Genomic DNA, 26459 nt, shown 5'->3' with positions numbered 1-26459 from the left:
ATCAGACGCAGTGCACATCCACCCAGTAGGTGTGGTCTCCCTTCATGTGCTTCTTGACCTCCACCGGAACGGTGACGGAGCCGGTGGCGCCGGGGAAGAACGTCTGCCCGTCGTGGTGCACGTCGTCGATCTCGCAGCCGGGCTGGTCGGTCACGGTGATCGTGTGCAGCCCCGCCTCCGCCGCCTCGACGTGCGCCTCGTGGAAGGCGAGCACCGCCGGGTTGTACTCGGAGTACTTCACGTTGTGCGCCCCCAGCGTGTCGGTCCACTCGGCGGCCAGGCCATCCATGAACGGCCCGCCGTCACGGGAGAACCGGGTGTCGATCTCGACGATCGCCCGGGCGCGCACCTTGAAGTTGTCGGTCTTGCTGTCCGCAGGGACGAAGCCGTGACGGTTGCCCGGAGCGGTGGGGTCGAGCGCGTCGTACGGCGTCAGCCAGGCCTTGTACTCGCCACCGTTGTTGGGGGTGTCGAGGAAGGGGAACAGCTGCACGGTGATGCCGCCGTCCTCGGCGTCGGTGCCGGTCGCGTGCGCGCAGGCGCCGCTCGACGCGACGCTGGCGAAGCGGCCGCTGTCGTCGACCTCGACCCGGCGGCAGGCGACCGGGTCGGTGGAGAGCAGCGTCTTGCCGGACGGGTCGGTCACCTGGAAGGCGTAGATCCCGGCGGGCAGACCGGCCGCGTCGACGGGCGCGTTGGTGCCGGGGCCGCCGTTGAGATAGACGTCCTCCTTGGCGGCGTAGTGGTTGAGATTGACGGGCGCACCGGAGACGTCGCTGGTAAAGATCGCACCGGAGAGCTGCAGGAGCGGCGCCGCCGTGGCCGGCGACGACGCCCAAGGCGTCACCCAGAGGGCGGCCGCGGCGACCCCCGCCGCGGCCGCACAGACGAGTTTTCGAATCATGGGTCTCCCCTTCGGGTAGGTCGGACCTCGAGTCTTCGACGCCCCCACCCCCACGCCCGGGACGACGCCCGGCCATCACCGGAACCGGGTAGGAGCACACGGTGTGTCGTGAGCCACGGCGCCGCCGGAGAAGGAATACCGGAGACTCTCTCCGCCTTTGCTTGGTCGTAGTCCGTGGTCTTCGACCTCAGCGAAATCTCGAGAGGAACCTCCCTTGACGTCCCCTGCGCAGCTCTTCACCGACGTGATCCGCTCCCGACGGTCCACCCGGGCCTTCCTGCCCGATCCGGTGCCTGCCGACGACATCCGCGGTGTGCTCGAGGACGCTCAGCGCGCCCCGTCGCACAGCAACACGCAGCCCTGGGAGGTCCATGTCTTCTCCGGTGACGCCCGCGACCTCCTCGCCGAGGCGATGCTCAAGGCGTTCGAGGCCGGCCAGATGAGCCCCGACTTCACCACGACGTACGGCGCCGACGACAGCGTCCACACCCAGCGGTCGCAGCAGGCCGGCGCCGTCCTCTACGGCGCCATGGGCATCGCCCGCGACGACGTCGACGGCCGCACCAAGGCGGTCGCGGAGAACCTCCGCTTCTACGGCGCGCCCCACGTGGCACTGCTCTTCGTGCCGGAGCTCGGCGATGTCGTACGCGCTGCCAACGACGTCGGCATGTATGCCCAGAACTTCCTGCTCTCGCTCACCGCCCGCGGCTACCACGGCGTCCCGCAGGGCATGCACGGCCTGTTCGCCGACGCCGTCCGCGCCCACCTCGGGCTCCCCGCCGACCTCAAGCTGCTCTACGGCATCTCCTTCGGCACCGCCGACCCCGACGCCGCCGTGAACCGCCTCGACATCGGCCGCGCGCCGCTGGAGGAGCACATCGTGCTGCACGACACCCGCCTCTGAGGGTCCCTCGAGCTGAGCGCCGCGCGAGCTGTAACACGTCGTTCGTAGGACTACTCGCCCTATCTGAACGACCGGAAAGTCCTGCGAACGACGTGTTACACGTCCGACCGGCTCACGAGACGGCAGCCACGCCGCCCCGGATCTCCGCCACCGACGTACGCTGCGCCCGGCTCGCCGCGAAGACGCTGAGCGCCGACGCACCGATGAGCCAGAGGACCAGGCCGGCCACGGGGCCACCGACGGCCGCGCCGCTCTGGGCGATCGAGACGCCGCTCAACGCCTCGGCGGCGAGCGGCACCGGGAGGACGCCGGAGAGCGCAGCGAACGGTCCGGACGCGGTGGCGGTCGGCAGCAGTCCGCCGAGGGAGACCACCTGCAGGGCGAGGAAGGCGAGCGAGAAGAGCCAGCCGCGCCGCTGCCCGGCGAGCGCGACGGTGGTCTGGTGCACCGCGACGAAGACGACGCCGGCGAGCCCCGCGATGCCGGCAGCGGCGACGGGCCGGTCGAGGTCGGCGCCCAGCACACTGGCTGCGACGACGAGGAGCACCGCCTGCGCGAGCCCGACGACCACGGCCGGCCACAGGCCCAGGAGCGTGAGCCGGCGAGCCGTGATCGCCTCGCGCAGCCGTCGCACGGGGAAGGCGGGCCGGAGCAGGTAGATCGCCAGCGCGCCGATCCACAGCGCCAGGGCGATCACCGCGGGCGCCAGCCGAGTGATCCCCGACGTGGACGATGTCGACGCGACGTCGACGCGCACGGGGTCGGCGACGACGTCGGTCTGCTTCTTGTCGGGCACCGTGATCTGCTCGGCGCCGTCGTCGAGACCGGTGGCGAGGTCGCCGGCGCCCTTGCTCAGCGATGAGGTGCCGGAGGAGAGCTCGTCGGCCCCGTTCGCGAGCTCGGCCGAACCGCTCGAGAGTCGCCCGGTGCCGTCGGCCAGCTCGTCAGCACCCGCGGAGAGCGCGGTCGCGCCGTCGTTCGTCTTCGTCAGACCGTCCTGGAGGGCACCGGCTCCCTGGGCGATGTCTGCGTTGGCTCCGGCGAGCCGGTCGGCACCGGTCGCGACCTGGTCGGCCCCGGACGCGGCAGAGGAGATCCCGCCCGCCAGCTTGGGTGCGGACTGCGACAGCACACCAGCACCGTCGGCGACCTGCGACGCGCCAGCGGCGAGCTGGTCTGCCTGAGCGCCGCCCTCACCGACGGCCGCAGCGGTGCCACCGCACAGCTGCGGCCGGGCCGCCGCCAGCACCGGGTCGGTGGCGCAGGCCTGCGCCCACCCCTTGGCGAGCTGCGTGTAGCCGGCCACACCCTCGGACACCTGGCTGGCACCGGCGGCGAGCGAATCGGCCTGGCCCGGAAGGCCCGCGGTCGAACGCTCGAGCTGCCCGAGACCACCGCTGAGCTCGCCGGCACCGTCGGCCAGCTCGTCGGCGCCCCGCGAGGCCTTGCCCGCTCCCCCGGCCAGCCGCCCGGCGCCGGCCTCGAGCCGGTCGGTGCCGGAGGCGAGCTCGCCGAGGCCGCCGGCCACCTGGGAGGCCCCATCGGCAGCGCCGGACGCGCCGTCGCTGAGCGAGCGTGCCCCGTCGGCGACCTTCCCGGCGCCGTCGTCGGCGGCGGCAGAGCCGTCGGCGAGCTTGCCGGCGCCATCGGCTGCCGAGCCGAGGCTCTTCTTGAGCTTTCCGGTCTGGTCCCTGACCCCGTCGAGATAGGTGGTGGTGACGGTGCGGCCCAGCGTGTCCGCCGACTGGCGCGCGACCTGCCGCGCGATCTCGGCGGTCACCTCGCTGGAGGCGTCGGAGGCTTCCACATCCACCCTGCCGGCGGCGGGGTCGCTGCCCGGGATGCCGGAGAGGGTTCGTGAGAGGTCCTCGGGGATCGTGATGACCGCCGCGTAGCTCCCGTCGGCGTAGCCCTCACGCGCGTCCTCCTCGTCGGTGAGCGCCCACCCGAGGGTGGGGCCCTCCGACGACCTGGAGGAACCGGACGAGGAGACCAGGTCGGCCGCGAGTGCGCGCCCGGCGAACACGGTCTGCTTGTCCTTCCCCTTCCCGGTGGTGACGGGTTCGTCGAGGTTGACCACCGCGGCAGGCACCTTGTCGAGGTTGTCGGCGCGGTCACCGAGCGAGACCAGGGCGAGCGCCGTCACGATGACGGGCAGCAGGATCACGGCCGCCACCAGACTGCGGCCAGGCGTGATCTGGGCACGAGTGGCGCGGGCGGCTGAACGGACGTTCGTACGTTTCATCGGACTGTCTCCAGGACGCCGACCGTGTTGTCGGCCGGCTCGGTGATCTCGGTCTGGGGTCGGTCACCGGCGGGCGGTGCGGCATGCGCGAGCGCGTCGGCGACCTGGGTGACGCGAGGCGGGTGGGGCACTCCGAGGAGCACCGTGATGCCGCGAGAGGTCAGCGCGGACAACGCCGCCACCTGACCGCTGTCGAGGTCGGCGGGGCTGTCGATCGCGACCAGCCCGAGCGCGCGTCCGCTCATCTCGAGCGCGGCCTCGACGCTGTCCACCAGAGCCGCCCGGCGGCGTACGCCTGCGGACTCCTCGGGCAGCAGCCGGTCGAGCACGGCCAGCTGCCCGTCGAAGCCGAGGCGTCCGGTGATGGCCGCCAGCGCTGCCGAGCGGGCCACCGGATCCGTGCCGTGGACGATGCCGAGACCGGCCGGCGGGAGGGTGAGGTCGAGCGGTGCGAGCGCGCCGGTCACCTGCACGCCCCGCGCCCGGACGGCGACCTCACCGTGCGCGGCGACGTAGTCGGCATGCTCGAGGTGGTGGACGAGTGCCTCGCCCTCGATGTCGAGCACCGGCATCCGTCGATCGAGCCAGCGCGGCAGCCACCAGGCACCGCGGCCGAGCATGGCGAGCACGGCCGGCACCAGCGTCATCCGCACCAGGAAGGCGTCCACGAGCACACCCACGGCGAGGCCGAGCGCCATCGGTTTCACGATCGGGTCGCCTTCGGGGATGAAGGCGGCGAAGACGGCGATCATGATGATGGCAGCGGCGGTCACGACGCGGGCGCTGGCCGCGAACCCGGTGTCGACCGACCCGCGCGCGTCGCCGGTGTGCACGAAGTCCTCGCGCATCCTGGAGACCAGGAACACCTCGTAGTCCATCGCGAGCCCGAAGAGCACGCCCATCAAGATGATCGGGAAGAACGCGATCACCGGCCCGACCTTCGCCACGTTGAGCAGCTCGGCGCCCCAGCCCCACTCGAAGACGGCCGCGACGACGCCGAACGAGGCACCCACGGAGAGCACGTAGCCCAGCGTCGCCTTCAGCGGCACGGCGATCGAGCGGAACACCAGCGCCAGCAGGATCAGCGAGAGCCCGACGACGACGGCACCGAACGGCAGGATCGCGCCCGAGAGGCGTTCGCTGACATCGATGGCGACCGCGGTCTGGCCGGTCACCATCACGTCGTCGATGCCGAACCGCTTCTCGAGCTCGGCATGGTCGCCGCGGATCGCCTCGACCAGGTCGGCGGTCGCCGGGTCGCTCTTCTCCGTGGTCGGGTAGATCACCACCAGCCCAAGGTCGGCGGTCTGGTTCGGCGTGGCCAGCGCCACCTTCTGCACGCCTTCGTAGCCGCCGAGCACCTTCCCCAGATCGTCCATCACACCGATCGGGTCGGTGGTGTCGATGATCTCGGCCGTCACGAAGAGCGGAGCGTTGTAGCCCGGGCCGAAGTCACGGCTGATCAGGTCGTACGTCTCCCGCTCGCTGCTTCCGGGGTCCGCACTGCCGTTGTCGTTGAGCCCCAGGGTGAGGTCTTTGGCCGGGATCGCCAGGACGGCGATCACCAGCAGGGAGATCACGACGGTCACGGCAGGCACCTTGGTCACCAGCCGCACCCACCGGGTTCCGAGAGTGATGGCGTGAGGCCGCCCCTCCGCAGCAGCCTCACGCCGATGGGCCCGAGACCCACGCTTGGGACGCAGTCGCTCACCCGCGATCGCGAGGAGCGCCGGCACGGCGGTGAGCGCCACGGCCACCGCGACCAGCACGGCCGAGGCCGCGGCGTAGCCCATCACCGCCAGGAACGGGATGCCGGCGACCACGAGGCCGCAGAGCGCGATGATGACCGTGACACCGGCGAAGATGACCGCGCTGCCGGCGGTCGCGACCGCCCGCGCGATCGACTCCTCCACCCCCAGCCCGTTGGCGAGCTGGCTACGGTGCCGGGCGATGACGAACAGGGCGTAGTCGATGCCGACCGCGAGCCCGATCATCAGCGCCAGGGTCGGGGTCGTGGCCGAGATGGTGGTGAACGCCGCGGTCGAGAGGATGCCCGCCATCGCGATCCCCACCCCGAGCAGCGCGGTCAGGATCGGCAGACCGGCAGCCAGCAGCGAGCCGAAGGTGATCGCCAGCACCAGCAGGGCGATCAGCACCCCGATGCCTTCGGTCGCGCTGACGTGCACCCCGGTGGCGGCGTACGCATCCCCGCCGATGTTGATGTCGAGGTCCGATCCGTCGGGCGTGACCGCGACGCGCTCCAGCTGCTCGGTCGCGCTCTCGGGCAGCTCGTCGATGCCGAGATCGAACTGCACGGTCGCCAGCGCGTCCCTGCCGTTGTCGCTCACGGTCCTGGTCGCCTTGGCCAGCGGGTCGGTGACCGTGCTGACGTGGTCGACCTTCTCGACCTCGGCGAGCACCGCTTCGACCTCCTTGCGGTGGTCGGTGATCTTCTCCCCGTCGGGGGCGACGAACACCAGCTGCGCCGAGGTGCCGGAGACCTCCGGGAAGCGCTGGGTGAGCGAGTCGAGGCCCTGTTGCGACTCGGTGCCGGGGATCGTGAAGTCGTTCTGCAGCTTGCCGCCGAGCGACACGGTCAGCACTCCGAGGAGCACGGCGATCAGCAGCCAGAGGGCCAGCACGCTCTTGGCGTGGCGAGCGACCTGGCGGCCGAGGCGGTAGAGGTAGGAGGACACATTCGATACATTAATGCATTGGATTCAAAAATGTATCATCGGATTGTGTGAGGATGACTACATGACGGAAGTGAAGGCCCCCAGGCGACGTACGAACACCCGCGCCCGACTGCTCACCGCAGCCGTCGACGTCTTCGTCGAGCGTGGAGCGCGCAGGGTCACCGTCGACGACCTCGTCAGCGCCGCCGGCTACACACGCGGCGCGTTCTACTCCAACTTCGGCACCGTCGAGGAGGTGCTCCTCGAAGCCTTCAAGGAGGAGTCGGAGGCCCTGATCGAGTCCGTACGCTCCGCCATCGGCGCCCACGGGGAGACCGAGTCGAGCGGGTCGCTGATCGCGACCGCCTTCGACGCGCTGCGCCCCATGCAGGATCGGTGGTTCGTGCTGCAGAGCGAGGTCGTCCTGCAGAGCCTCCGCGACCCCGATGCGCGAGAGATCAGCTCGGCCACCTTCGCCGCGCTCAGCGAGCAGCTCGTCGAGGTCGTCGAGCTCGCTCTGGACCGGCTCGACTGCACGTCCACGATGCCGACCGACCTCCTCGCCCAGACGATGATGGGCGTGTTCCTGCACAGCCTCACGATGCGCGCGATCAACCCCGACGACCCGCGTGCCGACAAACTTCTCGACGAAGCGCTCCCCCAGATCCTCGATGGGGTGTCTGTGCCGAAGGCACCCGCATAGGCTGAGGCAAGGCCGAACTCGCAGATCAGCTCTTGGGGGTTGTCAGTATGGGTGCACCAGCATGGGTATGGCTGCTCACGGTGATCGGGATCGTCGGGCTGCTCGCGTTCGACTACTTCTTCCACGTACGCAAGGCCCACACGCCCACGCTGCGTGAGGCCGCGATCTGGTCGTCGATCTACGTGGGCATCGCGCTCGTGTTCGGCGTGGGTGTGCTGGTCTTCGGCGGCGGGGCGATGGGCGGCGAATACTTCGCCGGCTACGTCACCGAGAAGGCGCTCTCGGTCGACAACCTGTTCGTCTTCCTGATCATCATCGCCAGCTTCCATGTGCCCCGCGACGACCAGCAGAAGGTGCTGCTCTTCGGGATCGCCTTCTCGCTGGTCGCGCGCACCGGCTTCATCTTCGTGGGCGCCGCGCTGATCAACACCTTCGCGTGGGTGTTCTACCTGTTCGGGCTGATTCTGCTGCTCACGGCCGGCAACATGCTCAAACCCGACGACGACTCCGGCGACAAGGAGAACTTCGTCGTACGCCTCACCCGCAGGCTCTTCCACGTCAGCGAGCACTTCGACGGCGACAAGCTCTTCACCGTCGAGAACGGCAAGCGCATCCTCACCCCCATGCTGCTGGTGATGGTGGCCATCGGCGGCACCGACATCCTCTTCGCGCTCGACTCGATCCCCGCGATCTTCGGCCTGACGCAGAACGTCTACCTCGTCTTCACCGCGACCGCGTTCTCGCTCCTCGGACTGCGCCAGCTCTACTTCCTGCTCGACGGCCTCCTCGACCGGCTCATCTACCTGTCCTACGGGCTGGCCGCCATCCTCGCCTTCATCGGCGTGAAGCTGATCCTGCACGCGCTCCACGAGAACAACATCCCGTTCGTCAACGACGGAGAGCCCGTGCACGTCGCCGAGGTCAGCACCGGCCTCTCCCTCTCCGTCATCCTCGGCGTGCTCGTGATCACCATCGCCGCCTCGCTCTTCAGCAAGCGCGGCCGCGCCGAGAACGCCATCGCCAACGCCCGCCGCCACGCCGCCTCCTACCTCGACTCCGAATACACCTCCGACCCCGCCGAGCGCGAGCGCATCCACAACGCGCTCCTGGCCGAGCGCGACACGATCGTCTCCCTCGGACCGAAGTACACGAAGATCGCTCGCCAGGAGACACCCCTCATGGAGCTCCTCGAGCGCGCTCTCGCCAGCCACACCGCCGCCGTCGAGCGCGGCGAAGCCACCCCCTCCGGCCCGCCCAAGATCGTCAAGGACGACGACGGAGGCGCCTCCAACCGTTCCGATCCGTAGATACCCCGGAGGCCGCGCTCGCGGCCGAAGGCCCGCCTCGAGTCAGTAGCGAAAGTTCTCACGAAACCGCCAGCGGTGAGTGTCGGCGGTCGTAAGGTCCGCATCATGGCACCCAGCCGAAACGGTCCACCGAGCCTCGGCAACGTCGTCGCGATCACGGCATCGATCCTGGTCGGCGCGGCAGTCGGGGCGGCCGTCGTCGTCGGCATCACGACGTCGTACGCCGATGGCAACAAGACGGGGCCGAACAAGGAGGTGGAGACCGGCGTCGGCTACGTGACCGACGCTGAGGGCATCCACCATGTGCCTGTTGAAGTCGATGTCGATGTCGAGACTCCTCCCGAGTGGCTCTGCCTGCCGAGCGACGAGGCGAAGGCCCGGATGGCCTGCTACATCCCAGTTGGCGACGACAACGTGACCGAGGATGAGGTCGATCGACGAATCAAGGAAGCGATCGCGCAGATGAATGACGACGACGCCGAGGTCGAGCGTCAAAGCGTGACCGTTGACTCAAGCGAGACTCGAGAGTCGAGCCCGGCGACCTGGCTGACGTTGTTTTTTGCTGGGCTGACCTCGATCGTTGCTGCGGCGGGCTTGGCGTGGACGATCTTCACCCAGCGAGAGCATCTCCGTGGCTTGCTGCCTGCGATGCAGCGCATGCTGCGCCTCACCTCTCGGCATGCGAAGCGTAGGCACGCATCATGGCCGAGCACCGACGTTGGCCGAGTGCCCGACCTACTGAGCGCGGCAAAGGATGAGGCCGGCCGGCTGGTTGAGCCGCTGGGCCGTAGATGGCAACACCTGTCGGCGGTCGGAGAGAAGGCGGAGGCTCTTGGGGAGGATCTCCGGCTGGACGTCGAGCTCCTGGCGGCCGCATGCTGGCTTCACGACATCGGGTACGCCCCCGAACTCGTGGACACCGGAATGCACGCGATCGATGGCGCACGCCACCTACGACGCGAAGGTTGGGACGAGCGGATCGTATCGATGGTGGCTCACCATTCCTACGCTGTGCTGGAGGCAGAGGAACGCGGCCTGAGCACAGAGCTTTCCGAGTTCGCGAGCCCTCCCACGGACTACGAGGACGCGGTGTGCTTCTGCGATATGACGACGGGCCCCGACGGGACGACTGTGGACGCTGCGGATCGGCTGGACGAGATCGAGACACGGTATGGGGCGGACCACGTGGTGACGCGGTTCATCCGGCGGGCACGGCCAGAGATCCTCGGGGCCGTCGCCCGCGTCAGAGCCGCGCGTGGAGGGGACCGCTCCGATCTGGCGTGACGACTCCGGAGAGGGCGTCTGACATGCTGATGAGAGCAAAGTGAGAGCAAGCGCCCTGATGTCGAGGCTCTTTGCGGACATGAAGAAGGCCCCTCACCGGGCTCATCGCCTGGTCAGGGGCCTGTCTCTCACTTGCGCGCCTGTAGGGATTCGAACCCCAAACCTTCTGATCCGTAGTCAGATGCTCTATCCGTTGAGCTACAGGCGCAGTGTTACCGGAGCAACGTGTAGAAACACTAGCGGATGATGGTGCGTGACCAGAAATCCTCACGTGTGAGAGGATCTGGCGCCAGCCACAGCATCGGGGAGGTGGAGCGTGAGCAAGCGTCAACCCACGCCGTCCGGCGAGGAGAAGAACGTGACCGACGGAGGGCACGCGTCCGAGACGCGCGCAGTGTTCGAGGCCAAGGGCATCGAGCTCTTCGAACTCATCTCGGACCAGGGCGGGATCCCCGTGTCCGACCCACGGGTCAGCGAGGGCGGAGAGTACGCCGACGCGCTGGCTGCGCTCGAGGAGCTCGGTCTCGTCCGCAACCCCGACGAGAATCCTGGCACCTGGGTGACTGTCGACCCGACAACGGTGCAGGCGCAGATCGTCACACCCATGACCCAAGAAGGGATCAGGCTCCTCCACGAGTCGGCGGAGTGGGCGAACGACTTCACCGCCCTGCACGGCGCCTGGCGCCGATCGGCGCCGGACGATCAGCACGCCGCCGTCACCAACATCCACCGGCCACAGATCCAGCCGTTCATCGACTCCCTGGCTGCGGAGTGCGAGTTCGAGGCGCTCACCGCTCAGCCCCAGGCCACGCGCGATCCGAGCGTGCTCGCAGAGACCGCCCGTAAGGACGCTGCCCTCCTCGGGCGGGGCGTGGCGATGCGTACGCTCTATCAGCATGCGGCCCGCCGCAACGCGGCGACTCGGGACTACGTCTCTGCCGTCTCGGAGGCGGGCGGTGAAGTCCGGACGCTGGACGAGTTCTTCAACAAGATCCTCATCTTCGACCGCCGGGTCGCCGTCATCCCGGGACCCGACGGGATCGACACCGCGATCGCGGTGCGCGAGCCTGCCGTCGTGGCCTATCTGGTCGATGTCTACGAACGATCCTGGGAACGGGCACGTCCGTTCTCCGCGGCCGACACGTCGACGATGAAGGAAGTCGCCGGCGAGCAGAGGTCCATGACCTTGCGCATGCTGGTCGAAGGACACTCCGACCCTGCGGCTTCGAAACGCCTCGGCGTGAGCCCGCGTACGTACGCCGGCTATGTCTCCGACCTCAAGGACGAGTTCGGAGCAGACACCCGTTTCCAGCTGGGCTACGAGATCGGCCGCAGCGACGCCGAAGCCGACGAGCTAGGCGGCAACACACCTCCGCCACGCGGCTGATGCTGGTGATCCGTGTCGCCACGGATCACCACCGTCAGCCGCTGGACTTCACCAGCTGGTGTCGCCGCCAGCAGTGATCCAGCTGGTGTCGTTCGCAGCGAACCAGCTGGTGTCGTCTTGGCCGGCGATCCAGCTGGTGTCGGCCTGGGCAGGGGCGGACGCCGCGAACAGACCGACAGTCATGGCGGCGGAGGCCAGAGCAAGAGCCGCCGCAGAGCGTACGAGCTTCATAGAATTTCCCTTCGTGGTCTCGAGGCCGAGAATGTCGCCGAGAGGCCTGCGTCAAGAAGTATGGTGCCTGCCGCATGTAACAGCCAACCCAGGTTCCGCCGTACGGAATTGGGCAGTGCGTAAAGATGCAGGTCAGAAAAGGTTTGGCCCCCTTCGTAAAGGGGGCCAAACACAATGAAACTGGCGGAGGCGGAGGGATTTGAACCCTCGATGGGTTTGACCCCAAACTCGATTAGCAGTCGAGCGCCATAGACCAGACTAGGCGACGCCTCCATACCGCGCGAACAGGCTAGCAACACCTGCGCGCCTGGGCCCAATCAGGAGGGTTCAGCGGGCCCAGGGGTGGGATCGAGGGGCTTGATCGTGGCCTTGAGATGGCCCTGGAGCTCGCGGACGAACTGCTCGCGGTCGATGCTCAGGATGGTCACGGGGATGATCGTCGCGCCACCCTTCTTGAGCCGCAGCTCCAGGCACGGCGAGCCGCCGGGCATGGTGGTCACGGCCTCCTGGATGTCGACCCACCGGGCCTCGCGCACCCCGGCACCCCGCACGAACGCAACCCGGTAACCCTGGGCGCTGGCGCGCACGACGTACGCCTTGTTGCGGAGCCACCACCCGAAGCCGATCACTCCGACGGCGCCGACCACGAGCGGGAGGAAGAGCCAGGCGAAGTCGATCCGGGCCAGGATGACGACGGCGGTGCCGACGAAGACGAGGAGTGCCAGGCCGACGACTGCAGCGCCGAGAAGGCGTGCCTGCACGGCGGGAGCGAGGCGGTAGAAGGTGGGTTCAGCGGACGACACGCACACCATTGTGACCGACACGAACGGCCGGAGCCGCATCGGCTTGCCCCTCGACGTGACCTAGGTCACAATCTGTTCATGACAGGTGTGCTTCCCACTATGACGGATGCTCTTCGGGCCCTGGATACCGCAATCGCCGCTCCCCGTCCTGGGGTCAACGTCGGGCTATGGCGTTGGTCGGTGCGTCAGCGGCTCGGCGGCGTACGTTCGGCGCTTCAGATCCTCGACACGGGCCAGGAGTGGCACTCCCTGACCGACGTCGGCGCGCTCCGCGACCGCGGCACGCTGCTGAGCCGGCTGGCCGTGCTCGCCGACGACGTGCTCGATCGCACCGATCTCGAAGACCTTCTCCTCGAGCTTCGGCGGTTGATGGTCGACGTGAACCGTCACCTGCGCGAAGTGTGAGGTCCGCCAGCTTTCGCTGGCGCTCATCTGGCAGAGAGGGCGGGATTCGAACCCGCGGTAGGTCTCCCTACGACCGCTTTCAAGGCGGTTCCGATCGGCCGCTCCGGCACCTCTCCATGCACCCGTGGGCGCGTCTACGGAGTGTAGTGGAGGCAGGGCGTGTCCGCGACACGCCCCGTCGCTCAGACGCTCAGACGCTCAGCTCCACCAGGACGTCGCCCTCCTGGACGACGTCGCCCGAGGCGACCTTGACCGCCACGACGGTGCCGGGCGTCTCCGCGAGCACGGGGATCTCCATCTTCATCGACTCCAGGAGCATGACGGTGTCACCGACAGCGATCTTGTCTCCCGGCTGGACGCCGACGTTGATGACGTTGGCGACCATCTCGGCAGCGATCGTGGTGGGGGGTCTGCGGCTCATATCCAGAACGTACGCGTTACCGAGGGGTATCCCTAGCGGACCAGGAGGCCAGGCTCAGAGCAGCGCACGGGTGCGGCTGGGCTCAGGTCGTACGGCACTGGACTCGTCGATCTCACGAGCGGCCCTGCGGCCACCACCGGCCGCCTGCGAGCCGGTGAACGCGAGGTCGATGCGGATGATGATGAAGGCGAGCACCAGCCCGACCGCGATGCTGTAGATGACCGAGAGGCCGGCCTCGGCGAGGCCGATGTCGGGGTTGAGGAACGTGCTCGCGACCGGCGCGGTGAGCGTGACGCCGAAGAGGCAGACCCACCAGCCCTGACGGCGGCGGGCACGCATGTGGGTGCCCCAGACCAGCGCCGGGACACCGAACAGCGCCTGGATCGGGTGCGGGTAGCCGCCGATGTGCAGCCGGCACCAGTGCTGGATGTCGTCGACCGAGTCGAGCAGACCGGTGCTGCCGTAGCGGCGCAGCATCTCGGCGTAGATGAGGGTGAGCGCGAGCATCAGACCGCCGATGCCCACCACGATCGCTCCGCGGCGGCCGAGGCCGTGCAGCCCCGCGCCGAGGCGGTAGACGGCGAAGAAGGCGACCGCGAGCGCGCAGGCGAGGGTGGCGTACTCGAACCGCGAGACCGTCACCACGGGCTCGAACCCGAGCGCGGCGAAGCTGCCCACCGCGGCGATGCCGACGGCGATGAAGGCCTCACGGGTCACCTGCAGGAACCGGCGCCCGGGCACGGTGGCCATCACGGCGAGGACCGCGGCCACGGAGGCGACCAGGACCGACGCCCCTGTGCGCAGCGCCTCGTTGTCGGTGACCACCACGACGAGGCCTGCCACCGCCGCCAGCAGACCGAAGATCAGCGGCCGGCCACCGGTGCGGTGGGCGAGCGCGAAGGTGTAGGCGGTGCCGACGACGGCGGCGCCGAGGCTGCCGAAGATCTGCGGTCCGAGGTCGAAGGCGCTGATCGCGAGGCCGGCGAGGCCGACGACGAGCGCGGCCACCCAGATCACCCGGACCGTGCCAGCGGTCAGGCTCTCGATGATCCCGAGGCCAGCCCGGGCGGCACTGGGCACTCGTGGCTGAGCCAGGAAGGCCGTCACCTTCGCCGCGGTGGCACCGCGACGGGTCGGCTGCGGACCGTAGTCACCGTTGGGGTCGACGGCCGGCTCGGCGCCGACCGGCTCGAAACGGTCGGACTGATAGGGATCAGCCTGATAGGGGTCGCGCTGGTAGGCGTCGGGCTGGTACGGATCTGCCTGGTAAGCGTCTGCCTGGTAGGGATCGGCCTGATAAGGATCAGGCTGGTAGGCGGGCTGCTGGGTCTGGTGCGGTGCCTGCGCGAAGCCGGGAGACCCGGCGTAGGGCCCCTGCGAGGAGTACGCCGGTGTGCGCTGCGAGCTGAGCGCGGGCGCCGGCTCGGGATAGCCACCGTAGGTCTCCTCGGGTGCCGGCGGCGCCGAGCGGGCTGCTCGCCTGCCGGAGTAGCCGGGCGCCTGGGGCTCACGAGACTGGGGCTGACGCGGCTCAGGACGTCGCGGCTCAGGACGTCGCGGCTCAGGACGTCGGGGCTCGGGTCGCTGCGGCTCGGGCTGGGCGCCGCCGGCGATCCGGCGGCCACCGCCCGGAGCGGGCGTCTCCTGAGGTGACTGGTGGTCGTCGTACCAAGCCTCGTCGTCCCAACCGGTCTCCTGGTAGGACGACCAGTCGTTCTCGGCCCACTGGTCATACGCGAGCGCCTCGCTGGAGGTCGGCTCGACGTATGCGGGTGTGGGCTCGCTACGACCGGCTGCACGACGGCCACGCTTGCTCTTGTCAGCGCGACGGCGGGGGGCTCGGTCCATAGCAGACGAGGATACCGGGGTCGGGGTGAACCTAACGAGTCATCGATATCCGGTTACCGCTGTGACGCAGAGTTGTTGACCAGGGTCACATTCTGCGGTTGACCAGGGATGGATTGGTGCGGCGCGCCTCCTCGAGCACCGACCGCTCGATCGTCGCGGCGACGGTCTCGTCGTCGTCACCGGCCTCGACCAGCACGTCGCCGAGCGGGTCGACGACCATGGAGTGACCGCTGTAGCGCGGCGCCGACTGGGCGGCGGCCGCGATGAAGACGGTGTTCTCGATCGCGCGCGCCCGCACGAGCGTCTGCCAGTGGTCGACCTTGCGCGGCCCCGCCACCCATGCCGCCGGCAGCACGATCAGCTCCGCGCCCTGGTCGACGAGGCGCCGCGTGAGCTCGGGAAAGCGCAGGTCGTAGCAGGTCATCAGCCCGGTCGGGACGCCGTCGATGTCGACGACCACGGGCTCGGTCTCGCCCGCGACCAGCGCATCCGACTCCTTGTAGCCGAAGGAGTCATAGAGGTGGATCTTGCGATAAGACGCCTTCGCACCGCCCCGCACGAGCAGGGTGTTGAACGGCCGGCCGTCGGGATCACCGCTGATCTCGAGCATGCCGGCCACCACCGTCGCCCCACGCTCCCCCGCGACCCGCGCCAGCTCGGTGCCGAACGGCCCGTCCTGCGCCTCCGCATAGGGGCTCAGGTCGGACCCGGGCTTGCCGAAGTCGCGCGCGAAGACCTCGGGGAAGACGACCAGGTCGCTGTCGGGCGGCGTCAGCTCGGCCAGCAGCGCCCGGTTGGCGGCGGGGTCCAGACCGGACGCGCGCTGCACGAGGCTGATCGAGAGGGTGTCCCAGCTGCTCATGGTTCCAGCGTAGGGTCTGGGTGCGTGAGCGAGTGGGACGAATGGGAGCCGTACGCCGCGGTGCTGCTCGCCGGGGGTCGCAGCTCCCGACTCGACGGGATCGACAAGTCCGGGATCGAGCTCGGCGGCCGCACCATGCTGGCCTGGGCGCTCGACGCAGTCGTCGACGCCATGGAGGTCGTCGTCGTGGGTGACCCGGTGATGACGGAGCGCCCGGTCACCTTCGTCCGCGAGGACCCGCGCTTCGGCGGACCGGTCGCCGCGCTGCTGACCGGCGTCGACGCGCTGCTCAGACCCCGGGCGTACGTCGGCGTGACCGCTGTCGACATGCCGTTCCTGCGCCCGCGCACCCTGTCGCGGCTCCGCGAGGCGGCCTTCGGGCGGGACGGCGCGGTGCTCGTCGGCCCCGACGGACGCCGGCAGCTGGCGTACGTGCTCTCGACGGCACGGCTCGCCGAGATCCGGCCCGACCACGAGGGCCAGCACGGGATGCCGCTGCGCACGCTGCTGGCCGATCTGGAGCTGGTCGAGGTCGCCTCCGAGGGCGACGAGCACCGTGACGTCGACACCTGGACGGATTTGAAGTCGCTCTAGTGTGGGTCGCATGCGAGCAGTCGTAGCCGAGCAGCCCGGAGGACCCGATGTCCTCGCCGTCACCGAGCTCCCCGACCCGGAGCCGGCACCTGGCGAGGTCGTGATCGACGTCGCCGCCGCGGGGCTCAACCGGGCCGACCTGTTGCAGCGCCAGGGCTTCTACCCGCCGCCGAAGGGCGCCAGCGACGTCATCGGGATGGAGTGCAGCGGCACCGTCTCCGCGGTCGGCGAGGGTGTCGACCGGTGGCAGGTGGGCGACGAGGTGTGCGCCCTCCTGGCCGGCGGCGGCTATGCCACGAAGGTCGCCGTGCCGGCCGGACAGCTGATGCCGGTCCCGCAGGGCGTCGACCTGGTCACCGCGGCCGCGCTGCCCGAGGTCGCCGCGACGGTGTGGTCCAACGTGTTCATGGTCGGCGGCCTGACCCCCGACGAGACGTTCCTCGTGCACGGAGGCGCCGGCGGGATCGGCACGATGGCGATCCAGCTGGCCAGCCAGATGGGGGCGCGGGTGCTCACCACGGTCGGTTCGCCCGAGAAGGCCGAGCTGGCCAAGTCGCTCGGTGCCGAGGTGGCGATCAGCTACAAGGACGACGACTTCGTCGAGGTCGCCAAGGTCTACGGCGGCGCCGACGTCATCCTCGACAACATGGGCGCGAAGTATCTGGCCCGCAACATCGACGCCCTCAACCCCGAGGGACGCCTGGTCATCATCGGCATGCAGGGCGGCACCAAGACCGAGCTCGACATCAGCTCCCTGCTGCGCAAGCGGGCCGCGGTCATCGCGACCAACCTGCGCGGGCGCCCGGTCGAGCAGAAGGCGTCGATCTGCGCCGCGGTCGTCGAGCACGTCTGGCCGCTGGTCGAGTCCGGCGGGGTCAAGGCGATCGTGCAGGACAGGCTCCCGCTCGCGGAGGCCGCCGAGGCACACCGGCTCATGGAGTCGGGCACCCACACCGGCAAGATCCTGCTGACCACCGCAGGCTAGGCACCACAGGCTGGGTAGGGTGGGCGCATGACGCAGGAGCACACCGGGGAAGTCGTGGTCATCGGGCCGGACGGGAAGCCGATCTCGGTGCCCGCCGACGTACTCAAGGACGCCACCGAAGCGCAGGCTCCCGACGCCGAAGAGCGCGACGTGACCGATCTCGTGGAGCAGCCTGCGAAGGTGATGCGGATCGGGTCGATGATCCGTCAGCTGCTCGAGGAGGTGAAGGCTGCCCCGCTCGACGAGGCATCCCGCAACCGTCTCCGCGAGATCCACCACGCCTCGATAAAGGAGCTCGAGTCCGGGCTCGCGCCCGAGCTGGTCGAGGAGCTGGAGCGGCTCTCGCTCCCGTTCACCGAGGAGCAGGTGCCCTCCGACGGCGAGCTCCGGATCGCCCAGGCACAGCTGGTCGGCTGGCTCGAGGGTCTCTTCCACGGCATCCAGACCGCCATCTACGCCCAGCAGGTCGCGGCCCGCGCCCAGTTCGAGCAGATCCGCAAGGGCCTGCCGCCGGGCGTGAGCCTCACCCCGGACGGCACTCCCGCCCCCGGCTCCCCCGCTCAGGGCGACCACCAGGACCACGGCGACTCCTCGGGCGGCCTCTACCTGTGAGGTCCGGGTGGATGTTGACCGAGCTACCTCGGTCAGCATTCACGGCAACGGCCCGCCCGCGAGCGCGACGACGACACCGACCCCTGCCGCGAGCAGGAGGGTGAGCACGACGCCGCGCCTCAACGCCAGCAGGAGTACGCCCGCAGCAGCCAGCACCGTCCACTGCCACCATTCGCTCGTCGCCGTCGCGAGCGGCACGGCGGAGCCGAGGATGGCGCCGATCGCGGCCGGGCCGGCACCGTCGAGGAAGGCGCGAGCCAGCGGCGACGAGCGCAGCGCTTCGAAGTGGGGTCCACCGGCGATGATCAGCACGAACGAGGGCCCGAAGGCGATCAGCGCGGCAGCCAGGGCGCCGAGGAGCCCCGCGGCGGCGAAGCCCACGACCGCGACGGTGTGGACCACCGGCCCCGGCGTGATCTGTCCGAGCGCCACCGCGTTGAGGAACTCGGCGTCGCTCATCCACCTGTAGCGCTCGACCGCGTCGGACTGCATCAGCGGGATGATCACGAACCCGCCACCGTAGGACAGCGCGCCCACCTTGAAAGCCGTCCACGCGAGCGGAGCGGCGACCGTGGCGGTGAGCGCACCCTGTGCCAGCAGCGGGAGGGTGAGCACCGACTGGAACGAGCTCGTACGCCGCGGCCGCCGCACCGCTACCTCGACGAGCCCCGCCCCGACGAGCACGAGGACCACCCAGGCGCCGGTGGTCGCGGCGGCGACGGTGCCGATGACGGCGTAGAGGATCCAGCGCGCACGTGACGGGGTGCGCGCATACGAGGACGGCACGAGCGCCCAGCCGGCCTGGACCGCCACCGCGGCAACGGCCGCGCCGGCGCCGGCTCCGGCGCCCAGCACCCATGCGGGCGGGTCTCCGAGAAACAGGGCGGCCAGGGCGAGGATCAGCACGAGGCCGGGGAGGATGAACGCGAGGCCGCCGACCAACGCACCGGCCGCGCCGCGCACCCGCCAGGCGGTGAAGATCGCCAGCTGGGTGGAGGAGGGCCCGGGAAGCAGGTTGCAGGTCGCGATCGCGTCCTCGAACTCGTCCGGCTCCACCCACCCGCGGCGTTCGACGACCGTCTCACGGAGCAACCGGATGTGGGCGGGAGGCCCGCCGAACCCGAGGCACCCGATCCGGCCCCACTCCCGAGTGATCTCCACCAGCGTGGTCATGGGGCGCAGCGTACGGGGTCGGATTGATGTTTCTTATTTGTGGACTTTCTGTCACCACAAAGTGGCAAAACTCTGCGTCATGACCGCGTCACGGGCCCGTTTCATCCACACGAAGCCGCCGGAAGTGGGCGGTCAGCACTACCGCCGAGAAGAGGAACACCATGGCCACCACCACGATCACCGCCCGTCACCGCAGTGACCTGAGCGCCATCGAGTCGCTCCGCAACGACGTGCTCGACGCTGTCCGCAGCCTCCGCAAGAGCGACACCACCGACCACAAGCACCGTGACGGCATGCCGCCGGCCACCGACACCGCGATGTTCGGCGTCGCGGTCGTGGCCGCGACCGGCATCATCGCGCTCGGCGCTCTCCGCTGACCATGCGTCTCCATCTTCGGTCCTTGGTCCACACGGTTGTGCTGTGGGTGGACGCAGTGGGCCGGCTGAGGGGCAGGCGCAGGGCACGACCACAGCACCGCACCACCGACTGAGTGTCATCGCGCTCGAGCGAATCGGGGGATTCCGCTCGAGCGGGTGGCACCTGCCAGAGATCCGTCCAACCGGGGGATGTCGACGAGATCTCGCCAATGCCGCGGCCGACCATCGTGAGGGGGATGGTCGGCCGCGGCGCATCTCGTACGCTGCACCGCGGTGCGCATCGGGCCGGCGCTCAGGCGGGGACGGACGACTCCTCGACCGAACCTCCGTCGGCAGGATCGGCCTCCCCCGCGCCGCGGCGCAGATCGGCGTCGCGCCACAGGTCCAGGAGCACCGCCGGCCAGATCTCCTCGTCGGTCTCCGCCAGCTCGCTCCGCGCCCACCAACGATGATCAGCCATCGTGAGCAGCTCGTCCTCGGTGTGGCCGGCGGTGGAGACCTCGAAGGCCGGCACCCAGCACGCGTAGAAGACGTCCTCCTGCTCGATGACGACATCGCTGTAGCCGTGCACGACGGCGCGTCGCATCGTCGGGCCGAGCAGGTCGGTCTCGGTGATGCGGAGCCCGGTCTCCTCCTCGACCTCACGCACCGCGGCGGCCGCGTCGCTCTCGCCGGGGTCGATGCCACCGCCGGGGGTGATCCACCAGCGCGACCCCGAGATGCCGGGGTCGGAGTCGGCGAAGAGCAGGATCCGGTCGCGGTCGTCGATCAGCAGCACACGTGCCGTGCGGCGGGTGCGCCGAGGTCGCTGCGCCGGGGGCACCGCGACGAACGTGCGTGGTGACTCTTCTTCCTCGAAGCCCATGTCCACATCCTCCACATCCTCACCCACGCGGGGCGTACATGATCACGCCCATCCCGGCCAGGCAGAGCGCGGCGCCGGTGATGTCCCACCGGTCGGGCCGATAGCCGTCGACCGCCATCCCCCAGGCGATCGAGCCGACCACGAAGACACCACCGTACGCCGCCAGGATCCGCCCGAAATGAGCGTCGGGCTGCAGCGTCGCGATGGCGCCGTAGAGACCGAGCGCGATGACGCCGGCACCCACCCAGAGCCAGCCGCGGTGCTCGCGCAGCCCCTGCCAGACCAGCCAGGCTCCGCCGATCTCGGCGAGCGCGGCCAGGACGAAGAGGAGCAGGGAACGGAGGATCAAAATCCTTCACCGATCAGATGCGCGCCGCCGAGCGGGTCGTTGTTCCACGAGGTCGTCACCCAGCCGCCGTCGGGGTCACCCTCGACGATCGCGAGGCCGGTGTTGCGGATGCGGTTCTCGTCGCCGAACGCGGGCGACTCCTTGGTGCGCAGCCCGGTCCACATCCGGATCGCGGCGCCGTGCGTGACGATCGCGACCGTGTCGTCGGCGTCGTGCTTGTCGGCCACGGCCCGCACCGCCGCGTCGAACCGCGCCAGGAACTCGTGGCCGGCCTCGCCGCCCGGCACCGGGGTCTCGAGGGTGCCGTCGATCCAGTCGGCCAGCGCCTCCAGGTAGGCCGTCACGGCCTCCTTGCCGGTCGCCATCTCCAGGTCGCCGGCATTGATCTCCTCGAGCCCCTCCTGCACGACCACCGGCAGCCCGAGCCGGGTCGCGAGCGGCTGAGCGGTCAGCTGCGTACGCACGAGGCGGGAGGCGTAGAGCCCGGCGATCCCCTCCCCCTCCAGCGCATCGGGCACCGCCGCCGCCTGGGACAGCCCGAGGTCGGTGAGCCCTGCCCCCGGGAAGGCGGTGTCGAGCGCCCCACTGACGTTGCTGGGGGTCTGGCCGTGGCGGATCAGCAGAATTCTCATATGCGGGCCAGGGTACGGGACCCACCCCCGCCGAGAAGTCACTCCTGCAGGCCGAGAAGTCACTCGCGCAGGTCGAGAGGTCACGGATAATCTGGAATCCGGACGAACTACTTCCGGGAGCCGCTGCGATGGCACATGACGAGAGCCCGACCGCGCGGGCACTGCTCACCTTGGAGCTGCTGCAGTCCTCCCCCGGCATCACCGCCGAACGGCTGGGCGAGAGGCTACGGGTCACCGAGCGCGCCGCACGCCGCTACATCGCGATCCTGCGCGAGGCGGGCATCCCGGTCGAGTCCGAACGCGGCCCCTACGGCGGCTATCGGCTCGGTCGCGGCATGCGTACGCCGCTGATCTTCACCACCGCGGAGGCGCTCGGCCTGGTGATGGCGCTGCTCGACGGCCACCACGACATCTCCGACGCCACCGGCCCGGTGGGCAGCGCCGTCGGCAAGATCGGCCGCGTGCTGCCGGAGTCGCTGTCGCAGACGGTGGCCGCAGTGCGGCGTACGATCTCGGCGGTGCCCGACCGGAGTGCCGTCTCCCCCGAGCCGGACATCACCACCAGCCTCGTGCAGGCCTGCGACTCCCGGCGCCGCACGACGATCGCCTACACGACCGAGCACGGCAACGAGCGCAAGATGGTGGTCGACCCGTGGGCCGTCGTCGTGCGCCACGCCCGCTGGTATCTGCTCTGCTGGTCGCACACCGCCGACGCCCGCCGCGTGCTGCGCGTCGACAGGATGAGCGCGGTCGACATCGAGGAGACCACGTTCGTACGCCCCGAGATCGATCCGCTCACCGAGGTCGAGGAGCATCTCGGCGAAGGCTGGGCCTATCCGGTGGAGGTCGTCTTCGACGCCCCGTTCGCGCAGATCGATCGCTACCTCCCCCGCGTGCTCGGACGCCTCGAACCCATCGACGACACGCACTGCCGGCTCGTCGGGAGCACCAACAGCCCGGACTGGTACGCCCACGAGCTCGCCGGTCGCGCCGTCCCGTTCCACGTCATCGAAGGCGACGAAGTACGCCGCTGCGTCGCCACCCTCGGCCGCCGCCTCCTCGACGCCGCCGAGCACTGACGTACCTCCCTTCCCGCCGAGACGTCGGTTGTGCAGGTCGAAGCGTCAGTTGTGCAGGTCGAGATGGCACCGAGGTGCCATCTCGACCTGCAGGAGTGACGTCTCGACCTGCAGACGTGACTCCTCGGCAGGGTCAGGAGAGCCGGGCGGGGAGGTGGGAGTAGCCGCGGAGGATGCGGGTGGGGTGGCGTTCGCGGCCGTCGAGGAGTTGGAGGTCGGGGAAGCGCTCGAAGAGCAGGCGGAGGCCGATCTCGCCTTCCATCCGGGCCAGGGCGGCGCCGAGGCAGAAGTGTCGGCCGCTGGAGAAGGAGAGGTGGTCGCGGGCGTTCTCGCGGGTGACGTCGAAGGTGGCCGGGTCGGTGAACACGGCCGGGTCGCGGTTGGCGGCGGCCAGCACGGTGTTGATGATCGTGCCGCGCGGGATCTCCTGGCCGGCGATGGTGGAGTCGCGCCGGGCGACGCGGCCGGTGAGGAGCACGGGCGGGTCGAGCCGCAGGATCTCGTCGGCCGCGTTCGACCACAGGTCGGGTTGTGCCGTGAGCTTCTCGAGCTGCTCGGGGTTGTCGTGGAGCAGCGCGATGCCGTTGCCGATGAGGTTCACGGTGGTCTCGAAACCGGCGGCGAAGACCAGGCCGGCGACGGCGCGCAGCTCCCGTTCGCTGAGCCGGTCACCGTCGTCACGGAGCGCGACGAGCTGGCTGAGCAGGTCGTCGCCCGGGTGCTCGGCGAGGTACTCGAGGTGGCCGCGCAGCCAGTGGTCGAACTCCTCCAGCGAGGCCTCCATGTCGCGGAAGGTGCGCCATTCGAGCCCGATATCGAGGCTCAGGGCAGCACCCTTGCCGAGCTCGAGCATGCGTTCGCGCAGCTCGACGGGCACTCCGAGCACCTCGGAGATCACCGTGATCGGCAGCAGCCCGCAATAGCGGGTGACCAGGTCGACGCTGCCTCCGGAGGCAGCCTCCTTCTCCAGGTCGTCGAGCAGCTCTCGGGCGATCTCCTCGGTGCGGGCGCGCAGCTTCTCGACCGCGCGCACCGTGAAGACACGGGTGACGAGCTTGCGATAGCGGGTGTGCTCCGGCGGTTCGGTCGCCAGCAGCGAGGGCGGCTGGAGCGGCGCGAAGACGTCGCTGGCCGACCAGGCGGCCGCCCGCGCGAACAGCCCCGTGCCCGACTCGTCGGGCGCGAAGAAGCCGGTGATGAAGTCGTTGCTGGTCAGCACCTCCTTGATGACCTCGTGGTCGACCGCGAGATGGCTGAAACCGCCCTGGTAGAGCGGCCCCCGCGCGCGGAACTCCTCGAAGAGGTCGACCAGGTCGAAGGTGTGCGACCCGGGTCCGCTGAGGATCAGGTCACCCTGCAGGTCACCCTTGCGGGCAGAACGCACGATGGCCGTACGCGGCAGCCCATGACCCAACGCCCAGCGCACGCCTTGCTTGGCAGTGCGCTCGGCCTTTCCCAGCGTGCGGCCGGCCATCTTGCGCGGGCCGACCGGCGGCATGATCTTGAACGGCATACGGGACCTCCGAGCACAGGAACACGTTCTCGTGCAGCGTACGCCGGGCGTGATCGCAGCCACATCCGACCGTGGTAGCAAATTCGTCCCGGTGAATCAGCGCCGGACGAACTCCCGATCGCCCTTGGGCCAGGAGTGGGTGTAGCCGGTGACCTTGTCGGCGCCGGCAACCCTGACCGACCACTTCGCGTGGCCGGAGCCGACCGGCCTGACCTTCACCAGCTGGTTCGGCTCGGTGATGGTGACCGTGCGCGTGAACTTCTCCGGATCACCCCACGGGTCCATCGTGATGGTGGCGGTCACCGGCAGCCGGCTGGCGTCGATCCGCAGCCCGATCGCCTCGGTCATCGCGATCGCGTCGACCGACAGTGTCCGGGTCGGACCGGGATCCGGCTTCGGCTTCCTGGTCGGGGCGGACGTCGGGGTCGGGGTGGGCGTGACCGGAGCCGACGACGCCGACCCGCTGGGCGAGGGCTTCGTCGACGGTGGCTCGATGACGTCCTCGCTGGCCGGCGCGCTCGGCGTCGACTCCTGGCTCCGTGGCTCCCGCTTGTCGGCGGAGCCCGGATCAGATCCGGCCGCACACCCGCGCAGCACCACATAGAGCAGGATCAGCAGCAGCACACCGACGACGACCAGCACGATCCGGCCGCGACGCGTCACCCGAGATCGCTGGTACGGCCCGGGGCCCATGTGGTGCATCGGAACGAGTGGTCCGGCCTCAGCCGGTCCGGCAGCCGGCGGTCCGGCGGTCGGAGGGGCAGCAGCCGGCGGAGGCGTCGACGGCGGCGGGGCCACCGGAGGCAGCGGCGCGGGCGCGGGTTCCGGCTCGGGTGCGGGCGCGGGTTCCGGCGCAGGCTCGGGATCCGGCACGAGCGCAGCAGCAGGCGGCGGAGCAGGAGCAGCCGGAGGAGGCTCGGCCGGCTCGACAGGAGCCGGAACACCCAGATCCGGCGCCGCCTCCGGCTCCGCGGGCTCCTCGCGCGGTTGATCGGAAGCCCCGCCGGCTCCCCCGGCCGGCTCTGCTTCGATGACCAGGTCAGCACCAGCGGCGCCGGGCAGCCACGCCGCTCCGGGCACGTCGTACGGCGATGTGTGGGCTCCGAAGACCTCGAGCGTCTCGACGTCGGTGACCTGGCCGTCGGGGTGCACGAGCATCCGCACGCGGGCGTCGTCGTCGGTGGCGACGACCTCGACGGGCCTACGAGCGGGCTCGGCGAGCTGCTCCCGCACGGCGCGTACGCCTGCTTGATGCGGGTCGTCTCCCCAGGGACGTTCGACCACGAGGCCGTTGAGCGTCGTCACCCCGCGGGTGACGGAAAGGATGGCTGTCTGCTTCCGGGCCATCAGCGGCCTCCGGAAGGGTCGTTGCGCACGTGTGGGGTCCTCGTTGCTGGGGAAGCGGGCAAGGGGCTCGGAAAGTGTGTCGGTCAAGCCTCATCTGGGCAACTCACACGCGCGTGCCGCGCACACCATTTACCGTTTGCCCGCCAGCTGGTCAGGCAGGCTGAGGGACCTTGTCCTCCAGGAAGTCCTGGAGCATGTCGATGGCGACCGGCGAGGCGGCGTCGATCCGGTCCTGGCTCACCCCGCAGACCCGCAGGCACGACGCCGCGATCGCCCAGGCCTCCGAGCACGGGATGTGGCGGTCGGGGTCTTCGGTGCGCATGTTGATGACGCCCTCGACGAGCTGGATCAGCAGGTCACCCAGCTGCTTCTTGGGCACCGTCGCCAGCACGGTCTCGGATGCCACCTGGCTGGCGATGTCCGCATAGTGATCGGCCAGCTCTTCACGCTCGTCGCGGAACTCGTTGTAGACCTCGCCGTTGGTCACGTCGGGCAGCTGGTAGAGCATGCCGACGTTGTGCGGCACGTCAGCGAGCGTGCGTACGTCGACCAGCACGAGCAGGTAGAGAGCCGTCTCGTAGTCGAGCGGCGGCACCTGGCCGAGGATCTTCTCGACCTTGTCGGTGGTCGGCCGCACCGACTTCCGGAGCAGCTCGACGAGGATCTCGTCCTTGCCCGCGAAGTGGTAGTAGAGAGAGGCCTGACGGATGCCGACCTGGTCGGCGATCTCGCGGGTGGACGTTGCCGCGAAGCCCTGCGACACGAAGAGGCGCGCAGACGCATCGAGGATCTGATCACGTGGTGAGGCGGTGCCCGAATCGGGCACATGCCTGGGGCGGCCGGGCCGAGAACGCCTAGTTGTCATGTATGCCATCTAAGCGGCCTCCCGAGTTTCGGGGAAGAATCGAAAGAGCATTCTTCCCCTAAAGAATAGGGCCGAAAGTCCCACAGAGG

General features: G+C 69.6%; 26 protein-coding genes and 3 tRNA genes. 11 read left to right on the top strand and 18 right to left on the bottom strand.

Annotated elements, in window-relative coordinates:
- Window position 1: 1 nt before the first annotated feature.
- Window positions 2–904 (bottom strand): hypothetical protein, encoded by a 903-nt coding sequence (locus FB381_RS01630; protein ID WP_141778670.1) that lies wholly within the window; start codon window positions 902–904, stop codon window positions 2–4.
- 214 nt (window positions 905–1118) lie between these two features.
- On the opposite strand from FB381_RS01630, the gene FB381_RS01625 reads away from it, so the two are divergent.
- Window positions 1119–1808, top strand: a complete 690-nt coding sequence (locus FB381_RS01625) for a nitroreductase (RefSeq protein WP_141778669.1) — start codon at window positions 1119–1121, stop codon at window positions 1806–1808.
- Between the two features lie 112 nt (window positions 1809–1920).
- On the opposite strand, the gene FB381_RS01620 is transcribed toward FB381_RS01625, so the two are convergent.
- Window positions 1921–4053 (bottom strand): YhgE/Pip domain-containing protein, encoded by a 2133-nt coding sequence (locus tag FB381_RS01620; protein ID WP_141778668.1) that lies wholly within the window; start codon window positions 4051–4053, stop codon window positions 1921–1923.
- Entirely contained in the window at window positions 4050–6749 is a 2700-nt protein-coding gene (locus tag FB381_RS01615; protein WP_141778667.1) for an MMPL family transporter, read from the bottom strand. The genes FB381_RS01620 and FB381_RS01615 overlap by 4 nt, the downstream gene beginning before the upstream one ends.
- A gap of 61 nt (window positions 6750–6810) precedes the next feature.
- Between FB381_RS01615 and FB381_RS01610 the strand changes: the two genes are divergently transcribed.
- The 3 genes from FB381_RS01610 (at window position 6811) to FB381_RS24025 (ending at window position 10022) form a co-directional block, all read left to right on the top strand.
- Window positions 6811–7431 carry a TetR/AcrR family transcriptional regulator gene (locus FB381_RS01610; RefSeq protein WP_170225026.1) on the top strand — a complete coding sequence of 207 codons (621 nt, stop codon included), beginning with the start codon at window positions 6811–6813 and terminating at the stop codon, window positions 7429–7431.
- Between the two features lie 47 nt (window positions 7432–7478).
- On the top strand, window positions 7479–8738 hold the full coding sequence (locus tag FB381_RS01605) for a TerC family protein (RefSeq protein WP_141778665.1): 1260 nt from the start codon (window positions 7479–7481) through the stop codon (window positions 8736–8738).
- A gap of 105 nt (window positions 8739–8843) precedes the next feature.
- Entirely contained in the window at window positions 8844–10022 is a 1179-nt protein-coding gene (locus FB381_RS24025) for an HDIG domain-containing metalloprotein (protein ID WP_211352298.1), read from the top strand.
- A gap of 135 nt (window positions 10023–10157) precedes the next feature.
- On the opposite strand, the gene FB381_RS01595 is transcribed toward FB381_RS24025, so the two are convergent.
- Window positions 10158–10230, bottom strand: a tRNA-Arg gene (locus FB381_RS01595).
- Between the two features lie 108 nt (window positions 10231–10338).
- Between FB381_RS01595 and FB381_RS01590 the strand changes: the two genes are divergently transcribed.
- Window positions 10339–11409 (top strand): LuxR family transcriptional regulator, encoded by a 1071-nt coding sequence (locus FB381_RS01590; protein WP_246087914.1) that lies wholly within the window; start codon window positions 10339–10341, stop codon window positions 11407–11409.
- Between the two features lie 48 nt (window positions 11410–11457).
- On the opposite strand, the gene FB381_RS01585 is transcribed toward FB381_RS01590, so the two are convergent.
- From FB381_RS01585 to FB381_RS01575, 3 genes are all read right to left on the bottom strand, one after another.
- The gene (locus FB381_RS01585; protein WP_141778664.1) at window positions 11458–11640 is read right to left on the bottom strand and encodes a hypothetical protein; all 183 of its coding nucleotides are present in this window, start codon (window positions 11638–11640) and stop codon (window positions 11458–11460) included.
- A 181-nt stretch (window positions 11641–11821) separates the two neighbouring features.
- Window positions 11822–11913: transfer RNA gene (locus FB381_RS01580), tRNA-Ser, on the bottom strand.
- A 44-nt stretch (window positions 11914–11957) separates the two neighbouring features.
- Window positions 11958–12452 (bottom strand): hypothetical protein, encoded by a 495-nt coding sequence (locus FB381_RS01575; RefSeq protein ID WP_246088292.1) that lies wholly within the window; start codon window positions 12450–12452, stop codon window positions 11958–11960.
- A gap of 171 nt (window positions 12453–12623) precedes the next feature.
- Here FB381_RS01575 and FB381_RS01570 point away from each other — a divergent pair, with 171 nt between their 5' ends.
- A complete protein-coding gene (locus FB381_RS01570; RefSeq protein WP_141778662.1) occupies window positions 12624–12848 on the top strand; it encodes a hypothetical protein in 225 nt (74 codons plus the stop codon).
- A 28-nt stretch (window positions 12849–12876) separates the two neighbouring features.
- On the opposite strand, the gene FB381_RS01565 is transcribed toward FB381_RS01570, so the two are convergent.
- From FB381_RS01565 to FB381_RS01550, 4 genes are all read right to left on the bottom strand, one after another.
- Window positions 12877–12964: transfer RNA gene (locus FB381_RS01565), tRNA-Ser, on the bottom strand.
- 74 nt (window positions 12965–13038) lie between these two features.
- Window positions 13039–13269 (bottom strand): biotin/lipoyl-binding carrier protein, encoded by a 231-nt coding sequence (locus FB381_RS01560; RefSeq protein WP_141778661.1) that lies wholly within the window; start codon window positions 13267–13269, stop codon window positions 13039–13041.
- 54 nt (window positions 13270–13323) lie between these two features.
- Window positions 13324–15117 carry a hypothetical protein gene (locus FB381_RS24170; protein WP_246087913.1) on the bottom strand — a complete coding sequence of 598 codons (1794 nt, stop codon included), beginning with the start codon at window positions 15115–15117 and terminating at the stop codon, window positions 13324–13326.
- An 85-nt stretch (window positions 15118–15202) separates the two neighbouring features.
- The gene (locus tag FB381_RS01550; protein ID WP_141778660.1) at window positions 15203–15979 is read right to left on the bottom strand and encodes a carbon-nitrogen hydrolase family protein; all 777 of its coding nucleotides are present in this window, start codon (window positions 15977–15979) and stop codon (window positions 15203–15205) included.
- Window positions 15980–16003: 24 nt separating this feature from the next.
- Here FB381_RS01550 and mobA point away from each other — a divergent pair, with 24 nt between their 5' ends.
- From mobA to FB381_RS01535, 3 genes are read left to right on the top strand one after another with little or no spacing between them, the layout of a single operon-like run.
- On the top strand, window positions 16004–16573 hold the full coding sequence (mobA, locus tag FB381_RS01545) for a molybdenum cofactor guanylyltransferase (RefSeq protein ID WP_141778659.1): 570 nt from the start codon (window positions 16004–16006) through the stop codon (window positions 16571–16573).
- 10 nt (window positions 16574–16583) lie between these two features.
- Window positions 16584–17558, top strand: coding sequence for an NAD(P)H-quinone oxidoreductase (locus FB381_RS01540; RefSeq protein WP_141778658.1), 975 nt, complete (start codon window positions 16584–16586; stop codon window positions 17556–17558).
- 27 nt (window positions 17559–17585) lie between these two features.
- Window positions 17586–18170, top strand: coding sequence for a bacterial proteasome activator family protein (locus FB381_RS01535; RefSeq protein ID WP_141778657.1), 585 nt, complete (start codon window positions 17586–17588; stop codon window positions 18168–18170).
- 39 nt (window positions 18171–18209) lie between these two features.
- On the opposite strand, the gene chrA is transcribed toward FB381_RS01535, so the two are convergent.
- Window positions 18210–19343 (bottom strand): chromate efflux transporter, encoded by a 1134-nt coding sequence (chrA, locus tag FB381_RS01530; protein ID WP_141778656.1) that lies wholly within the window; start codon window positions 19341–19343, stop codon window positions 18210–18212.
- Window positions 19344–19504: 161 nt separating this feature from the next.
- Between chrA and FB381_RS01525 the strand changes: the two genes are divergently transcribed.
- Window positions 19505–19720: a hypothetical protein gene (locus tag FB381_RS01525; RefSeq protein ID WP_141778655.1), complete on the top strand. Its 216-nt coding sequence runs from the start codon at window positions 19505–19507 to the stop codon at window positions 19718–19720.
- A 292-nt stretch (window positions 19721–20012) separates the two neighbouring features.
- Here FB381_RS01525 and FB381_RS01520 read toward each other — a convergent pair whose 3' ends face one another.
- Genes FB381_RS01520 through FB381_RS01510 form a run of 3 tightly spaced genes read right to left on the bottom strand, consistent with a single transcriptional unit; the run spans window position 20013 to window position 21566 of the window.
- Window positions 20013–20585 (bottom strand): NUDIX hydrolase, encoded by a 573-nt coding sequence (locus tag FB381_RS01520; RefSeq protein WP_141778654.1) that lies wholly within the window; start codon window positions 20583–20585, stop codon window positions 20013–20015.
- A 19-nt stretch (window positions 20586–20604) separates the two neighbouring features.
- Window positions 20605–20937, bottom strand: a complete 333-nt coding sequence (locus FB381_RS01515) for a YnfA family protein (protein WP_141778653.1) — start codon at window positions 20935–20937, stop codon at window positions 20605–20607.
- Window positions 20931–21566: a histidine phosphatase family protein gene (locus FB381_RS01510; RefSeq protein ID WP_141778652.1), complete on the bottom strand. Its 636-nt coding sequence runs from the start codon at window positions 21564–21566 to the stop codon at window positions 20931–20933. The genes FB381_RS01515 and FB381_RS01510 overlap by 7 nt, the downstream gene beginning before the upstream one ends.
- A 128-nt stretch (window positions 21567–21694) precedes the next feature.
- Here FB381_RS01510 and FB381_RS01505 point away from each other — a divergent pair, with 128 nt between their 5' ends.
- Complete coding sequence (locus tag FB381_RS01505; protein WP_141778651.1) at window positions 21695–22645, top strand: helix-turn-helix transcriptional regulator; 951 nt, start codon at window positions 21695–21697, stop codon at window positions 22643–22645.
- 133 nt (window positions 22646–22778) lie between these two features.
- On the opposite strand, the gene FB381_RS01500 is transcribed toward FB381_RS01505, so the two are convergent.
- From FB381_RS01500 to FB381_RS01485, 3 genes are all read right to left on the bottom strand, one after another.
- Window positions 22779–24158, bottom strand: coding sequence for a cytochrome P450 (locus FB381_RS01500; protein WP_141778650.1), 1380 nt, complete (start codon window positions 24156–24158; stop codon window positions 22779–22781).
- A 96-nt stretch (window positions 24159–24254) separates the two neighbouring features.
- Window positions 24255–25505: a hypothetical protein gene (locus tag FB381_RS24020; protein WP_211352297.1), complete on the bottom strand. Its 1251-nt coding sequence runs from the start codon at window positions 25503–25505 to the stop codon at window positions 24255–24257.
- Window positions 25506–25656: 151 nt separating this feature from the next.
- A complete protein-coding gene (locus FB381_RS01485) occupies window positions 25657–26370 on the bottom strand; it encodes a TetR family transcriptional regulator (RefSeq protein WP_170225025.1) in 714 nt (237 codons plus the stop codon).
- Window positions 26371–26459: the final 89 nt, after the last annotated feature.

This window comes from Nocardioides albertanoniae (genome assembly GCF_006716315.1).
GTDB lineage: Bacteria > Actinomycetota > Actinomycetes > Propionibacteriales > Nocardioidaceae > Nocardioides > Nocardioides albertanoniae.
This window is presented reverse-complemented; position numbering and strand designations above follow the sequence as displayed.